The sequence below is a fragment of the Dyadobacter sp. SG02 genome, from assembly GCF_900109045.1.
Taxonomy (GTDB): Bacteria; Bacteroidota; Bacteroidia; order Cytophagales; family Spirosomataceae; genus Dyadobacter.
The window spans coordinates 572991-586724 of sequence record NZ_FNYL01000003.1; the positions used below are offsets into that span (position 1 = coordinate 572991).

Consider the following 13734-nt stretch of genomic DNA (forward strand, 5'->3'; position numbering starts at 1 on the left):
TGTCGTTTTTCTGCTTTTTTAGTGAGGCATTTTAAAGAATTTGTGAGCAATATTATTCTACAAGTATAAAATATTTTCTAGGTCTTTGTAGTATATTTGGAAACGAACGAAACAACCGGTTTCAAATTGTATTGCAGCCGATTACTTGTTCATATCGCCCACTTATTTTTTATGCTCTATGAAATTTTTACTGAAACTTGTTTTTGCGGGAGGAGTGATAAGCTCGGTGGCAGCGGCTCCTAACAACGACACTGGAAGCATGGGAATGCCTGTGGACAGTGTGAATGTGGAAAGCAGTATTGCAAGCGACCTGAACGGCTCTTACGAGATCAGGAATCCCTATGCAGAGTCTGCGGACGAATCCTTCACCATTGCGGCCAAAACGGCTGCTCCCTTGGCCACCAGGGTTTCCTGCGGCGGCCGGACGTGGACACACGGTGAACTTTTGGGACACACGGGTGATGGTCAGCCTGTGTACACCCGTATCACGGACAACAGGATTTATCTCAACTGGAATGGCCGGGTACCCGACAACATCTGGATCCTTTATCACCTTCAGGAAGGTACTTTCCCAATAAACGGTGCGAACGATGCGCTCATCGATGGCTGTGTGAACCCGGTTGACCCAAGCACGGGGCCGGTGAACCTGCTGGGCACGAACGGAAGCGGCCAGATCACCTGTAACGGCGTAGCTATGCCAAATGGCAACAGACTGGGTGTTTTTGTAGGAAGCACCGGAAATACCTACCAGTTTATCAAATATGTGAACGGTCTTCTGCGTGTGATGATCAAGCAGGGAGAAAACGATAGTCGCGAGGACAACTATTACATGGGCCTGCTCAACGAGACGATCCAGGGTAAAGACGGAAGCTACCTCGATCCTCAATGGAGAGGCGTACTGACCACCGACATGGTAAATGGCTGTTTCTGGCCTACTGCTCCCAAAATGGCAACACCGCTGCCTGATAACACCTGTGCATCAGGTCCGGCTATTAGCAATGTTACCAACATCAGCCAGACTGCCCTGACGGTTTCCTTCACCGGTTCCGGTGTGACGAGCCTCAAATGGCGTATCAAATCCAATGGTTCGGAAGTAAGGTCGGGCACGACGAACGATTTCGGCGGTGCTACCTCGACAAACCTGTCCTATTCTTTACTGGCTCCGGGTAACTACACGCTGGAAATTGAAGGAAACAATTGTTCTTCGGGAGTGAGCAGCCGTGCATTTACGATCAACGAGCCTGTGGTAGTCATTCCTGATTGCCAGAACGGCCCTTCGGTGTCGAGCGTAACTTCCATCACGCCGACCAGCGCGACGGTTAATTTTGGAGGCACCAACCTGCACGTGTTCTCATGGAGAATCCTGAGTGGCAGCAATGCGGTAGCAAGCGGAAAAACAGGCACGCTTACTTCGAATTCGGCGAATTTGTCATTCAACTTCCTACAAAACGGTACCTATACTTTCGAGCTGAAAGCGGAGGATTGTAAAGCACCGTCCGTGGTGACAAGAAATTTCACTGTGGCTGCGACAGAAGTGCCTTGTACGCGCGGGCCGAGTCTGCAATCGATTATATCTGCGAATGAAACGAGCCTTCAATTCCTTTTCGACGGCGAGAATGTTTTTGCTATCGACTGGCGGGTTAAAAAAGATGGTGTGGTGATTCGTCAAAACCGCGTTTCACCGACCAGCAACAGGCCAGTTATTAACTATAATACTTTGGCAAACGGTGCATATATTCTTGAAATTGAGGGAGGAAGCTGTAAATCGACCCCTGTTGCATCTGCATTTGGTGTGAACGTTGCACTACCTATTTACATCTCGAATTTTGAAGGAAAAACCGTTGAAAACGGCGTTGAGCTAAGCTGGAATGTGGTGGAGGAAAAAGACGGAAAAGAATTCGAAGTGTTGCGTTACGACGACCGCATGCAGAATGAGGAAGTTTTGGGTAAAGTAGCCCTTACGGATCAGCGTATCGGCAAATACACCTTCCTGGACAAAAATCCGTTGCTGGGCACGAATTACTATCAGTTGAAGCAGATTGATATTGACGGTACTTACACCAAAAGCAAGATCGTTGCCGTGAAACCGGAGCTGCTTTCGGCCACCGTTATCGCACCGAACCCGGCTGAGGACTTCGTAAATGTACGGTTCTCGTCGCGTACTGCCGGAACTTCGGAAGTAACGATCTACAACATTGCCGGCCAACCGGTGAGCGCGTCTACGATCCGCATTTCGGAAGGCCAGAACAATCACCGCATTAATGTGAGGAAACTGGGTGGAGGGCATTACTTTATGAAGATTAACCACGGTGGCGAAGCGACGAAGCTCCGCTTCATCAAGGCTGATTGATCAGAAAATAGTTTAATAATATGCAGAAACGGCCGGGTTGCGAAACCCGGCCGTTTTTTGTTGGAAAGTGCGCCAGCATTTTAAATAGGGCTGCTAAATAGGATTAGCGTTGATCCCGGCAATTCTCTCTAATGCCAGGGTAACCTGCTCAATGCGATCAACATGCCCGCGTTTCGGATCGGAGAATGCCTGCGCGACCGAGCGCATATACGCCTCACCCGTACGCGTGTCGAAGAAAGCATCATTTTGCGCCAGCATTTCGCGCCATTTCGGACCGACGACCGTTTTCGCTTTTGCAAAGCGGATCAATAACCTTTGCTTGATCGGCAGGACAGGCCCATCCGCCGGACTTGTTTCGATGTGCATAATGTGTAATTTGCGGTTAACAGATTGTGTTTAGCAAATTTAATTCAATTTGATTTAAATACAATTCAAAATGGGTAATTTTTTACTGTTTTTGAATTAATGTTTGACTATCAAAGAGTTCGTAAGCTTCGTGAGCATTTGCAATTGAGTGAAAGTCAGTTCGCTAAAAAAATTGGCGTGGCTCAAAGCACCTATAATAGGTTTGAAAAGGGCTCGGCAAGTTTGACGGCAGAAGCGATTAGCGAAATTGTGGGCCTATTCGATGTGAATCCATACTGGCTGCTGCTTGGACGCGGCGGCAATGACCCGGAATTTATCAATAATGCTGAACTCATCACCGTAAGTAAAGACGAATACATTGATTTACAGCGGAAGGCTTTGCAGAACCAGGACGAGCGGATAGCGGAATTGGAGCGGGAGTTGGGGAAGAAATAAAATGTATTTAACACTTGTATAAAGGTCGCATTTTTGCGACCTTTATTTTTTCCACACCACACTATATCAAGATGAATGCAAAGGAGTTGATCAGATTGCTTGAACGCAACGGCTGGCGAGAAGTGAGATGCCGAGGTAGTCATCGTATTTTCAAACATCCGGAGATGCCACAGGCGGTTCCGGTTGCGTACCACGGAAGTAAGGATATTCCGCCAGGGACACTCAATAGAATTTTAAAGGAAGCCGGTCTTAAATAGCATCGTGATGAAACTGACCATAATTATCGAGAAAAGCGAGGGCGAGCTTTGGGGACGCATAGAGAATGTGCCGGATTACTTGCCCGTGACATCGGGAGCGACGATCGAAGAAATCGAGCAAAATTTACGTGCATTACTTGACGACTATGTCGAAAATGAAGGCAGCGCTTACAATGAATGGAAATCGGTAAAATCTTCGGATGTTCAATTCGATCACGTCTATGATCTGAGCGCGTTTTTCGAAGTTTTCGATGACGTGAAAGTCGTAGGCATCGCCCGTCGTGCGGGGATTAACCCTTCGTTGGTAAGGCATTATGTAGCCGGAACGAAATACCCTTCACCACAACAAGCCAAGCGATTGGAAATGGCGATTCATGAGCTAGGAGACAAGTTAAGGGAGGTTGTCTTGGCTTGAATAATTGTAATTTTATGAAGGAAAACGGAATGCGCCCGAGTCATCCGGGCGCGATATTAACGGGAATGATTGAAGGGCTGCGTGAAGAAACCGGGAAAGACTATCCTGTTGCAGAAATAGCTTCCGGCCTTGGAGTAAGCGATGAAACGCTTTCGTCGCTATTGAATCAAAAGTCGGCCATTGATGCAGAAATGGCCGTGAAGCTGTCCGAAGCATTCAATACCAGTGCAGACCTTTGGCTGAACTTACAGCGGAATTATGACTTGTGGGAAGCGGAAAATAAAGTTAATCGCCACGAAATCAAGTATTTTGTTGTGAATGACGGGGAAACTGGGCTGCTTTCGGCGTAAATGTATTTATCGGCAATTTACCGGCTTCCTGCCTTCGGGGATTCCTTGCCAATACTGTTCCGCTATCTCTCCGTTTTCGTCTAAATAGCCTAATTCTTGTAGCCGCTTTCTGGCCAGTTCTTCGGCATTTGCCGATGTTTCGAGTTCTCTTCTGCGCTCGGCTACATAAGCCCGTACTTTATTAACCAGTTCCTGAGTCATTTAGCAGTGTGTTATGAAAAATTAAGATCACGCAGTATGCTTGACCGGTTGATGATGATTGGGAATACCACCTCGATATCTTTCAGTTACTTTTCCACTCTCATCGAAATAGCCTATTTCCTTCAAATGATCAATTGAAGCTTGCCGGGAATCTTCCGATTCGTCAATCTGGCTCCTGCGCTCGGCCACGTAAGCCCGCACCTTATCAACCAGTTCCTGTGTCATTTTCGTAGTGTGTTAAGAATTAATTCTTTGAATGAGACAATTCTAATGTGCGTAAATATGTACCTCAGCCAGCTAATTTGCTAATTCTTTAATCACACTTTCAATCTTGGCTGCTTGCTTTGCTGACGGATGTTTTTTTCCGGTCGCATATTGCCGGAGCAGGCTGCCGTTGATTTCAGAAAGCTCGGCTACCTTCGTGATTTTAAGGAAATTGAACCTTTCAAAAAACACTGTGAGATCATATTCAATCCGGAAATCATATGATTTGGGATCTAAATCATGAAAGTCAAGAAGAAGTGTTCTCATTTTGGACTGTAATTCTTCAATTGAGCTTGCCTCATCTATTATCAGGTTGTCTTCATAATGGACGCGCCCCCAAAGTGATGATTCACCGGTTTCCACAATCAACTTGATCACCTTATTTTCCGTTGTTTTGGTATTCATAGCTTTCTCAATCTTTTAACCCAGCCTGTTTTAAAATACTATTCAATGTAGCCAGACTTAAATCGCCGTTATGCATTGGAATAGTGACCTTTCCTTTCTTTAAATCATGGATTAGCTGTAAATGACTGCCTTTCTGTGCCTTTTCACACCAGCCATCCTGCCTTAACAGCTTTAAAACTTCTTTTGAAGTCATAAGTCAGCAATTTAGTGTGTGGATAATAAAGGTAACAAATTTGTTACCTTTTGTCAAATTTATAGGATATCACCCCTCCGGCTGCAACCGCGCCTCCTTCCACCATTGCGTAAATACCTGATTTCCTTTTAATTCCACTTTCTGGCCGATGAGCGGGGTTACTAGGGGCATGCCTTGCTTTTGCGCTTCGGCGATCGCGCGGAGGATGGGTTCGTTCCAGTCGTGGATGGAAAGGGCGAATTTGGCCCAGTGGACGGGCATCAGCTTTTTGGCGCCGAGTTCACGGGCCGCCGTTACGGTTTCTTCGGGCATCATGTGGATGTATTTCCAGGCTTCGTTGTACTGGCCGCATTCGAGTAATGCGAGGTCGAACGGGCCGAATTGGGCGCCGATCCTTTTGAAATGGTTATCATAACCCGAATCGCCGCCGATGAAGATTTTCAAGGTCGGGGTTTGCAGCACGAATGACACCCATAATGCACGGTTGCGGCTGAAATCGCGGCCGGAGAAATGCCTTCCGGGCGTTACATTCACTTTGAAGCCATCACCGAGGTCGGCGCTTTCGTTCCAGTCTTTTTCGATGATATTGGCCGCGTCATAGCCCCAATATTCAAAGTGCTCGCCGGTTCCGAGGCCGGTTATGACCTTGCCGACTTTGGGTTTCAGTTTCAAAATGGTCTCATAATCGAGGTGATCCCAATGGTCGTGGGAAAGGAAGAGGTAATCGATAGCGGGGAGGTCTTCGACATCGTACACATCACTGCCTTTGAAACTCGGCGTGGTGAATTTGATGGGCGACGCGCTGCCGCTGAAAACCGGGTCGACGAGGATCGTTTTGCCGTCGATCTGCATGAAATACGACGAGTGACCAAACCATACCAGCACATTTTCTTCCGGTTTCAAATGCAGCAGGTCTGTCTTTTGCGAAGGGATCAATGCACCGGGAATATTGTATTTGCTCTTACCGAAAAAAAACTTCGTGAACACCTTAAAATAACTGTTGCCTTCGGCGAGGTCGGGGGTGAAGCTTTCGTTCTGAAATTTCCCGTCGCGGTAATGCGGTGACTTTTGGATTCTTTCGAGCCGTGCGCCCGAGGGGTGTCTTCCGAACAACGGCTGCTGCATGAAAGCATACGTGGCAATGGCGATCAATGCCAGAAAAATGAAGAATATCATGAAGGAAAATTTAATGATCCGTTTACGCATAGCATGTGGAGGAGGTGTGAAAGTTTAAACTGGACGAATGTACGGTTTCTTACGTATTTTTGAATTTACTAATACAAACAAAACCAAAGAGTCATGAAGAGAAATGTATTGCTCTATTTGCTATGCCTTTTATCATGGGCGGCCGTCGCCCAGAATACAGCGCCCGACACGAGCTGGGTCAAAGCCAACTACACCAAAACAGAGCAATACATTACCATGCGGGACGGTGTGAAACTCTTCACCGCCATTTATACCCCCAAAGACGATTCGCAGGCTTACCCGATTATCATGCAGCGCACGCCGTATTCCGTGCGGCCATATGGCGAGAACAACTACCGCCGCAACCTCGGGCCTAATGCGCTCCTGATGCGCGAGAAGTACATTTTTGTGTACCAGGACGCCCGCGGACGCTACAAAAGCGAAGGCAATTTCCGCGAAATGACGCCGGCGATCGCGAACAAAAAGAGCAATAAGGATGTGGACGAGTCGAGCGACACTTATGATACGGTTGAATGGCTTTTGAAAAACACCAAAAACAATGGCAAGGTAGGGCAATGGGGCATTTCGTTTCCGGGTTACTATTCGTCTGCCGGGCTACCGAACGCGCACCCCGCCATGGCTGCCGTTTCACCGCAAGCGCCGATGTCCGACGAGTTTATCGGCGACGATTGCTACCACAACGGGGCATTCTTTTTAATGGATAACTTCGGTTTTTACAGCGGTTTCGATGGTCCGAAAAGCAAAGACGGTATCAATTACCAAAGCCATTTTAATGCAGAATACAAAGATGCTTACAAGTATTTCCTCGATTTCGGCCCATTGAAAAAGAGTAATGCGGCACCTTACTTTGCTGAGCCGAACTGCATTTGGCGGCAGACTACCGCGCACCCCGTGTACGACGAGTTCTGGCAGTCGCGGAATATCAAAAACCATTTGAAAAACATTAAACCCGCCGTGCTGGTGGTAGGAGGCTGGTTCGATGCGGAGGATTTGTATGGTGCATTGAAAACTTACGCGGCGATTGAAAAACAGAGTCCGGGTAACAACAATCGGCTGGTCATGGGGCCGTGGACGCACGGCGGTTGGGCGGCACCTGCGTGGAAAGGTTTTGCGCAATATCAGTTTGGCGAGGATGTGAACAAATACTATCAGGAAGAGATCGAAACAAAGTTTTTTAATTTTTATCTGAAAGGAAAGGGCACGTTTGAGCAGTCGGAAGTGACTGTTTTTGAAACAGGTACCAATCAATGGAAGCATTACGACACGTGGCCACCGGCAAATAGCCAGCCAGAAACGTATTATTTTGGGCCAAATGGAAAAATGGCCGTTGCACGACTCACATCCGATGCAGGCTCGACCAGCTATGAAAGCGATCCGGCGAATCCGGTGCCCTACACAAGCGTTACAAGCGGTCACCGCAATAATGAGTACATGGCCGAAGACCAGCGTTTTGCGTCCAAACGGCCGGATGTTCTGAGTTTTCAAACGGATTCACTGACGGAAGATCTGACATTGACCGGCGAAATAGCAGCCAATCTGATGGTTTCCATGACAGGCTCGGACGCCGATTTCATCGTGAAAGTAATAGACGTTTGGCCGGCCGGATCGACTGTACGAGCGGCGAAGGATGGTGAGAAACCGGTTGACATGAGTGGTTACCAGCAAATGGTACGTGCGGAAGTGCTGCGCGGCAAGTTTAGAAACAGCTTTTCAAAGCCCGAACCATTTGTAAAGGACAAAATCGAGAAAGTGACGGTAAAACTGAACGAGGTAGCACACACTTTTAAAAAGGGACACCGCGTGATGGTGCAGATCCAAAGCAGCTGGTTTCCGCTGGTAGATCGTAATCCGCAGAAATTCATCAACATTTTCGAAGCGAGTGAGACTGATTTCCAGAAATCGAACATTACCATTTACCATAATGCAAAGAACCACAGCAGCATTACTTTACCAGTAGTTCGGGGACTAGCTGTTAAAATAATAAATCCGGCGAACCACTAAATTCCTTTAAATCCTAAATCCCTTAATCCTAAATCCAATGAAAAATGTATTCCGGAAAATTCCGGTTTGTTGTGTCGTGCTGTGGCTCGCTGCGGGCACGACGGTCGCCTGGGCGCAGGTAAAGCCCAGGTTTCACGTTCTCGCCATGGCCGAACCCGGTGGCCACCACATCGCTTACTCCAAAGCCGCGCGCCCGTGGCTGGATTCGCTGGCTGCCAAAGAGCAGTTTAGTATTGATTACATTGATAAAACAGACCCCGTTAATGAGGCCTTTTTGTCTAAATATCAGCTCATTATCCAGCTCGATTATGTGCCTTACGCGTGGAAACCGGAAGCGGCAGCGGCATTTGAGAAATACATCGATGAGGGTAAGGGCGGCTGGATCGGTTTTCACCATGCCACATTGCTCGGGGAATTTGACGGCTATAAAATCTGGCCGTGGTTTCAGGATTTTATGGGCGGTATCCGCTATAAAAACTACATCGCCGATTTTGCAGCCGCAACTGTGAAAGTGGAAAATAGCAAGCACCCGATTATGAAAGGTGTACCGGCATCGTTTCCCGTGCAAAAAGAGGAATGGTATATCTACGACAAAAGTCCGCGGCCGAATGTGGACGTGATCGCGAGCGTCGACGAATCGACCTACCAGCCAGATTCGAAGGTCAAAATGGGCGATCACCCGGTCGTTTGGTCGAATCCCAAAAAGAAGGCGAAGAATGTCTACATTTTTATGGGCCATTCGCCGGTGCTGTTCGAAAGCGCTGTATATAAAACGATTTTCAAAAACGCCATTCTCTGGGCTGCGAAAAAATAACCGGATATGCTACATAGAATTTTAATGCTTGCACTGATCGTTTCGGTGCAGCACATCGCCTTTGCGCAAAAGAAAAAGCCGAAGGTTAGCGTTGTCCCCGAAAGCAGTTCGTTTTACCAAACGCGGCTGAACGACGAGGACGCCATTTACTTTACGCCTGAAAACTTTAAAATCACCAACGACGGCAAAACCGACGTCTCCGACGAATTACAACGGGCGATCAATGAGGTGAAGACCAGTTTCAATTTCGGGGTCGTGTTTATTCCCGACGGGACTTACAAGATCAGCAAAACGATCTACATTCCGACGGCCGTCCGTGTGATCGGCTATGGCAAAAAGCGACCGCTGATCGTACTGGCCGACAATGCCCCGGGCTTTCAGGAGGAATACCCCCAGGATAAGGGCAATGCGAAATACATGTTCTGGTTCACATCATCTATTCCGAAAGACGGCCAGCCCATCCCGGACGCGGGCGCGAGTACGTTTTACAGCGCCATGTCCAACGTAGACTTGCGAATAGGTGCTGGTAACCCTTCGGCGGTGGCATTACGGACGCATTTCGCACAGCATAGCTTTATTTCGCACGTGGATATTCACGCAGGTACAGGCAAGGCGGGGATGTTCGATGTGGGGAATGAAATGGAGGACGTACGCTTTTTCGGCGGTGATTATGGTATTTATACCTTCAAACCATCGCCGGGTTGGCAGTTTATGATGGTGGACACCTGGTTCGAAGGACAGCGGAAAGCGGCGATCCGCTCGCAGGAATCGGGACTGACCATTGTGCGAATGACCGTTAAGAATGTGCCGACGGTGCTGGAAATCAATCCCAATTTCTATGAAAAGCTGTTCATGGAAGATAGCCGATTTGAAAACGTGAGCGGCCCAGCATTGGTGATCAGCAATGAAAGCAATGCGTATACCCAGATCAGTTTACGGAACATTACCTGCAAAAAGGTGCCCATACTGGCTAATTTCCGCATGAGCGGAAAGCAAATTACGGAGCAGGGCGACTTGTATCGGATAAAAAGCCTGAACCACGGTTTGCAAATGGAGGCTATCGATGCAAAACCGGTACATACAACCGTTCAGGACATTGAAACACTCAAAGCTGAACCCGCGCCGGTTGCGAAAGACATTCCGGCATTCCCGGACATCACTACCTGGGCAAATCTCAAAGCGCTGGGAGCGAAGGGGGATGGCATTACGGACGATACCAAAGCCATTCAGGCAGCTATCGACCAGCATGAGGCGATCTACGTTCCGCAAGGCTGGTACCGCATTACGGAAACCCTGAAACTGAAAGAAAAAACGGTGCTGATCGGCCTTAACCCGGTTTCTACGCAGTTTATTTTGCAGGATAATACGGAAGCCTTCGGCAGTTTCGGGCCGCCGAAGCCGATGGTAGAATCGCCGCAGGGCGGGAAGAATATTCTTTCAGGCATCGGTATTTCAACCGCGGCGAGCAATACGCGGGCGGTGGGTTTGAAATGGATGGCAGGGGCGGATTCGTATGTGAATGACGTGAAGTTCCTGGGCGGCCATGGTAACATCACCCGGAAACGTCCCGGGCAGGAGGCTTTGAACAACGCCTCGCATGTGGGCAATGAGCAGCATTGGGATACCCAGTATTGGAGCCTTTGGATAACCAATAACGGCGGTGGCACATTTAAAAACATCTGGACTGCGAATACCTTCGCATCCGCGGGCGCGTACGTGTCGAACACATCCACGCCCGGGCGCGTGTATGCGATGTCGGTGGAGCACCATGTGCGGAATGAGGTGCGGTTTAAAAATGTCTCAAATTGGAAGGTGTATGCATTGCAGCTGGAAGAGGAGAGTAAGGAAAGCTCGGGTTGCCAGCCGTTGGAAATCGAATCTTGCGACAATATGGTTTTTGCAAACCTGTACATGTTCCGGGTGATCCGCGTCAGCACGCCTTACCCGCATTCGGTCCGATCGTGGAACAACCGGAAGCTGGAATTCCTGAATGTGCATAATTATAGCCAGACGAAATACCCCTCGACGGTGCCGTTGTATGACGTGAATTCAGGCATCGAAGTGCGCCCGTGGGAGTTCAACCGGCTGGTGATCGATAACCCAAAGTCGCGCGCGATTGATTTGCAGGTTGGAAAAGCTGTGCAACTGGCCAAAGGTTTTGAGTTTGCGGACGGCATTTGCCACGATAGCAAGGGCAATGTGTATTTCAGTGAATCGCGTGCGCGACGGATTTACAAATGGTCGGCATCGACGAATGCATTAAGCCTCGTGGCGGATTTCCCTTGGGAGCCGCTTTCGTTGGGCGTCGATACGAAGGATAATTTGTTGGTAGTTTTCAAATATGCTCCCAAACCGGGCTACCTGATCAACGGCAAAGCAGAGACGTTCCCGAACCCGCCGGATGCCGCGGGGACCTCGTTCAGCGGATGGGGGAACAGCGGTTTCGGTACATTGGTATATGCCATGAATCCCGATCAGTCGGAAGAAACCATGCATTTGCTTCAAAAAGTACCTTTGGAAAAGGTTACAGGCATTGTTAAAACGCTCAACCCATCCAACCGCCGCCGCGATTCGGGCGATTTTTTGAAAGTGAGTACCAATCAATTCAAAGAATGCTGGCTAGCGCCTGATGGCGTGACGATCGTTCCTGTGGTTTACGATCTCGCGCGTTCGAATGCATTGGTGGAAGGCTATCCTGGTAAGGTGCTTTACGGTGCCGATGAGTATTTAAAAAGAACTGTGAGGTTCAATGTAGGGCCGCAAGGCCATTTATCGGAACCGCAATTGTTTACTGAAAAAGGGGAGTTCAGCTCCGCGGTGGATAGCGAGGGTAATGTTTACATTACCGACGGCCAGGTTTATGTATTCGATGCTTCGGGCAAGGAGATACGCATGGTCGAAACACCGGAAAGGCCCTCGACCATTACGGTGTCCGGCGATACGCTTTTCATTACCGGTCGCAATGCATTGTATGCGGTTGAATTGAAATAAATGTAAAAAGGCTGGCATTCGTATGGAGTGCCGGCCCTTTCTGTATCTGATTGATCTACTTGATGCCTTTGCGTTTTTTATACTCCTGATAACGCTGGTTATATTCTTTGAGCTCTTCTTCCTTAAACGATTTTAAATAGCCCGCAGGCAAATCGAGCCGTTCTTTCATTTTTAATGTATTCGAAAGTTCTACCAGTGTATTGACGCCCGCCTTATCCTTATTCAAATCAAATGCGTCGTACAAATCGCCGTTTACGGTAAATGCTTTGAATGAAAGTTTATTCTGGTCGACCGTAATGGCCTGGTACAACTGCGTATTCGAAGCGGCGCGGTCCATCCAGTTTTGCAAGCCGATGTCGTACATTTTCGGACCACTCACGGATACCACGTAAATCGGGCCGTTGGGCTTTTTGCGGCTTTGGCCGACAGGGATATTCAATCCGCGCCCATAAGTGTGGTCGTGGCCTTGCAGCACAATATCGACCTTGTGCTTCTTGTACAGCGGCTCCATTTTGGCCCGCCAATCATCGTTATCCCGACCGTTTTTGGTGGAATAGATAGGGTGGTGATGAACGACGATCGTCCAGCGGTTTGGGTTGTTGGTAGTAACCTGTTCAAACCATGCTGCTTGCTTGTTCATAGTCGTCGAATCAAGGATCGCAGCCTGCGAATCGAGCGAGATGAATCGTATGCCCTGGTAATCAATGTAATATGCGGTTTCGGAAAGGCCTTCCGGACCGTTTTCAGGTAATGCAAACTGTGGTTTCCAGTGTTTTGAAACGAAGAGGTTCTTTTTTTCGTCGCGGAAATACTCGTGGTTACCCGGCGTCGGCAGGTTGGGCACCATACCATTGACCCAGCCACCCGCTTCGAACCATTCGCCCCATTGGTAATCGACATTGGAGTTGTTGATCAAATCGCCTGCGTGGATCATCAGATTGGCCTTGGGCATGTTGGCGAATGCGCCCCGCACCGCCCGCGACCATAGCGAACGGATGTCGTTTTGAGCATCCCCGAAATAGAGGAACGAAACCGGCTCCGGCTTATCAGAGGCTGTTTTGAAATGGAACCACTCACTCCACGCCTTCCCGTCGCCGACGCGGTATGCGTATTGCGTGGACGGTTTCAGGTCGCCGAAGTTGGCTTCGTGGTAATGTATCGTTTTGCCGTCGATCACCACTTTTTGTGTAGCGGCCTGCACGGTGCGGGCCTTCGACGGGAAATCGGGCGATGGGTCGGCTTCGTGAATGGCGGCAATGGCCGTCGTTACCGTCGAGTCGGTGCGCCAGTTGACAGCCTGGGAAATGGCAGGGTTACCTTTGTAACCCAATATGATGCGATCCGGAAACTGTGACGGCGGATAAGTTTTATTCTGCTGTGCGAGACCAGGCACGGCTCCGGCGGTTAGTAGAATTCCCGCAAAGAGGATTTTGGAATATAAATGACTAAAAGTTTGCATATTGACTTGTGGCGATTTTGGTCACAA

Annotated in this window: 15 protein-coding genes; 8 read left to right on the forward strand and 7 right to left on the reverse strand. The window is 48.7% G+C overall.

Annotated elements, in window-relative coordinates:
* Positions 1-178: 178 nt before the first annotated feature.
* Complete coding sequence (locus tag BMW93_RS09565) at positions 179-2350, forward strand: T9SS type A sorting domain-containing protein (protein WP_090374976.1); 2172 nt, start codon at positions 179-181, stop codon at positions 2348-2350.
* A gap of 93 nt (positions 2351-2443) precedes the next feature.
* Here BMW93_RS09565 and BMW93_RS09570 read toward each other — a convergent pair whose 3' ends face one another.
* A complete protein-coding gene (locus BMW93_RS09570; RefSeq protein ID WP_090374977.1) occupies positions 2444-2716 on the reverse strand; it encodes a hypothetical protein in 273 nt (90 codons plus the stop codon).
* Between the two features lie 99 nt (positions 2717-2815).
* Between BMW93_RS09570 and BMW93_RS09575 the strand changes: the two genes are divergently transcribed.
* The 4 genes from BMW93_RS09575 to BMW93_RS09590 all read left to right on the forward strand — a co-directional run bounded on the left by BMW93_RS09575 (position 2816) and on the right by BMW93_RS09590 (position 4173).
* The gene (locus tag BMW93_RS09575) at positions 2816-3151 is read left to right on the forward strand and encodes a helix-turn-helix domain-containing protein (protein WP_090374978.1); all 336 of its coding nucleotides are present in this window, start codon (positions 2816-2818) and stop codon (positions 3149-3151) included.
* A 71-nt stretch (positions 3152-3222) separates the two neighbouring features.
* Positions 3223-3408: a type II toxin-antitoxin system HicA family toxin gene (locus tag BMW93_RS09580; protein ID WP_090375098.1), complete on the forward strand. Its 186-nt coding sequence runs from the start codon at positions 3223-3225 to the stop codon at positions 3406-3408.
* A gap of 7 nt (positions 3409-3415) precedes the next feature.
* The gene (locus tag BMW93_RS09585) at positions 3416-3823 is read left to right on the forward strand and encodes a hypothetical protein (protein WP_090374979.1); all 408 of its coding nucleotides are present in this window, start codon (positions 3416-3418) and stop codon (positions 3821-3823) included.
* Positions 3824-3837: 14 nt separating this feature from the next.
* On the forward strand, positions 3838-4173 hold the full coding sequence (locus BMW93_RS09590; RefSeq protein WP_090374980.1) for a HigA family addiction module antitoxin: 336 nt from the start codon (positions 3838-3840) through the stop codon (positions 4171-4173).
* 6 nt (positions 4174-4179) lie between these two features.
* On the opposite strand, the gene BMW93_RS09595 is transcribed toward BMW93_RS09590, so the two are convergent.
* The 5 genes from BMW93_RS09595 to BMW93_RS09615 all read right to left on the reverse strand — a co-directional run bounded on the left by BMW93_RS09595 (position 4180) and on the right by BMW93_RS09615 (position 6412).
* On the reverse strand, positions 4180-4374 hold the full coding sequence (locus BMW93_RS09595; protein WP_090374981.1) for a hypothetical protein: 195 nt from the start codon (positions 4372-4374) through the stop codon (positions 4180-4182).
* Between the two features lie 27 nt (positions 4375-4401).
* Entirely contained in the window at positions 4402-4599 is a 198-nt protein-coding gene (locus BMW93_RS09600; protein ID WP_090374982.1) for a hypothetical protein, read from the reverse strand.
* A gap of 72 nt (positions 4600-4671) precedes the next feature.
* A complete protein-coding gene (locus tag BMW93_RS09605) occupies positions 4672-5043 on the reverse strand; it encodes a hypothetical protein (RefSeq protein WP_090374983.1) in 372 nt (123 codons plus the stop codon).
* A gap of 7 nt (positions 5044-5050) precedes the next feature.
* Positions 5051-5236 carry a type II toxin-antitoxin system HicA family toxin gene (locus BMW93_RS09610; protein ID WP_090374984.1) on the reverse strand — a complete coding sequence of 62 codons (186 nt, stop codon included), beginning with the start codon at positions 5234-5236 and terminating at the stop codon, positions 5051-5053.
* A gap of 69 nt (positions 5237-5305) precedes the next feature.
* A complete protein-coding gene (locus BMW93_RS09615; protein ID WP_090375099.1) occupies positions 5306-6412 on the reverse strand; it encodes an MBL fold metallo-hydrolase in 1107 nt (368 codons plus the stop codon).
* A gap of 123 nt (positions 6413-6535) precedes the next feature.
* Here BMW93_RS09615 and BMW93_RS09620 point away from each other — a divergent pair, with 123 nt between their 5' ends.
* The 3 genes from BMW93_RS09620 to BMW93_RS09630 are packed head-to-tail and all read left to right on the forward strand — an operon-like array spanning position 6536 to position 12248.
* On the forward strand, positions 6536-8443 hold the full coding sequence (locus BMW93_RS09620) for a CocE/NonD family hydrolase (RefSeq protein ID WP_090374985.1): 1908 nt from the start codon (positions 6536-6538) through the stop codon (positions 8441-8443).
* A gap of 37 nt (positions 8444-8480) precedes the next feature.
* A complete protein-coding gene (locus tag BMW93_RS09625) occupies positions 8481-9257 on the forward strand; it encodes a ThuA domain-containing protein (RefSeq protein ID WP_090374986.1) in 777 nt (258 codons plus the stop codon).
* 6 nt (positions 9258-9263) lie between these two features.
* Entirely contained in the window at positions 9264-12248 is a 2985-nt protein-coding gene (locus tag BMW93_RS09630; RefSeq protein WP_090374987.1) for a glycosyl hydrolase family 28-related protein, read from the forward strand.
* A gap of 55 nt (positions 12249-12303) precedes the next feature.
* On the opposite strand, the gene BMW93_RS09635 is transcribed toward BMW93_RS09630, so the two are convergent.
* On the reverse strand, positions 12304-13707 hold the full coding sequence (locus tag BMW93_RS09635) for a metallophosphoesterase family protein (protein ID WP_090374988.1): 1404 nt from the start codon (positions 13705-13707) through the stop codon (positions 12304-12306).
* Positions 13708-13734 lie beyond the last annotated feature (27 nt).

Bases quoted from the DNA above. Each gene is read 5' to 3' on its own strand.
- BMW93_RS09565 (WP_090374976.1), top strand. From the start codon at position 179: ATGAAATTTTTACTGAAACTTGTTTTTGCGGGAGGAGTGATAAGCTCG.
- BMW93_RS09570 (WP_090374977.1), bottom strand. From the start codon at position 2,716: ATGCACATCGAAACAAGTCCGGCGGATGGGCCTGTCCTGCCGATCAAG.
- BMW93_RS09575 (WP_090374978.1), top strand. From the start codon at position 2,816: ATGTTTGACTATCAAAGAGTTCGTAAGCTTCGTGAGCATTTGCAATTG.
- BMW93_RS09580 (WP_090375098.1), top strand. From the start codon at position 3,223: ATGAATGCAAAGGAGTTGATCAGATTGCTTGAACGCAACGGCTGGCGA.
- BMW93_RS09585 (WP_090374979.1), top strand. From the start codon at position 3,416: ATGAAACTGACCATAATTATCGAGAAAAGCGAGGGCGAGCTTTGGGGA.
- BMW93_RS09590 (WP_090374980.1), top strand. From the start codon at position 3,838: ATGAAGGAAAACGGAATGCGCCCGAGTCATCCGGGCGCGATATTAACG.
- BMW93_RS09595 (WP_090374981.1), bottom strand. From the start codon at position 4,374: ATGACTCAGGAACTGGTTAATAAAGTACGGGCTTATGTAGCCGAGCGC.
- BMW93_RS09600 (WP_090374982.1), bottom strand. From the start codon at position 4,599: ATGACACAGGAACTGGTTGATAAGGTGCGGGCTTACGTGGCCGAGCGC.
- BMW93_RS09605 (WP_090374983.1), bottom strand. From the start codon at position 5,043: ATGAATACCAAAACAACGGAAAATAAGGTGATCAAGTTGATTGTGGAA.
- BMW93_RS09610 (WP_090374984.1), bottom strand. From the start codon at position 5,236: ATGACTTCAAAAGAAGTTTTAAAGCTGTTAAGGCAGGATGGCTGGTGT.
- BMW93_RS09615 (WP_090375099.1), bottom strand. From the start codon at position 6,412: ATGATATTCTTCATTTTTCTGGCATTGATCGCCATTGCCACGTATGCT.
- BMW93_RS09620 (WP_090374985.1), top strand. From the start codon at position 6,536: ATGAAGAGAAATGTATTGCTCTATTTGCTATGCCTTTTATCATGGGCG.
- BMW93_RS09625 (WP_090374986.1), top strand. From the start codon at position 8,481: ATGAAAAATGTATTCCGGAAAATTCCGGTTTGTTGTGTCGTGCTGTGG.
- BMW93_RS09630 (WP_090374987.1), top strand. From the start codon at position 9,264: ATGCTACATAGAATTTTAATGCTTGCACTGATCGTTTCGGTGCAGCAC.
- BMW93_RS09635 (WP_090374988.1), bottom strand. From the start codon at position 13,707: ATGCAAACTTTTAGTCATTTATATTCCAAAATCCTCTTTGCGGGAATT.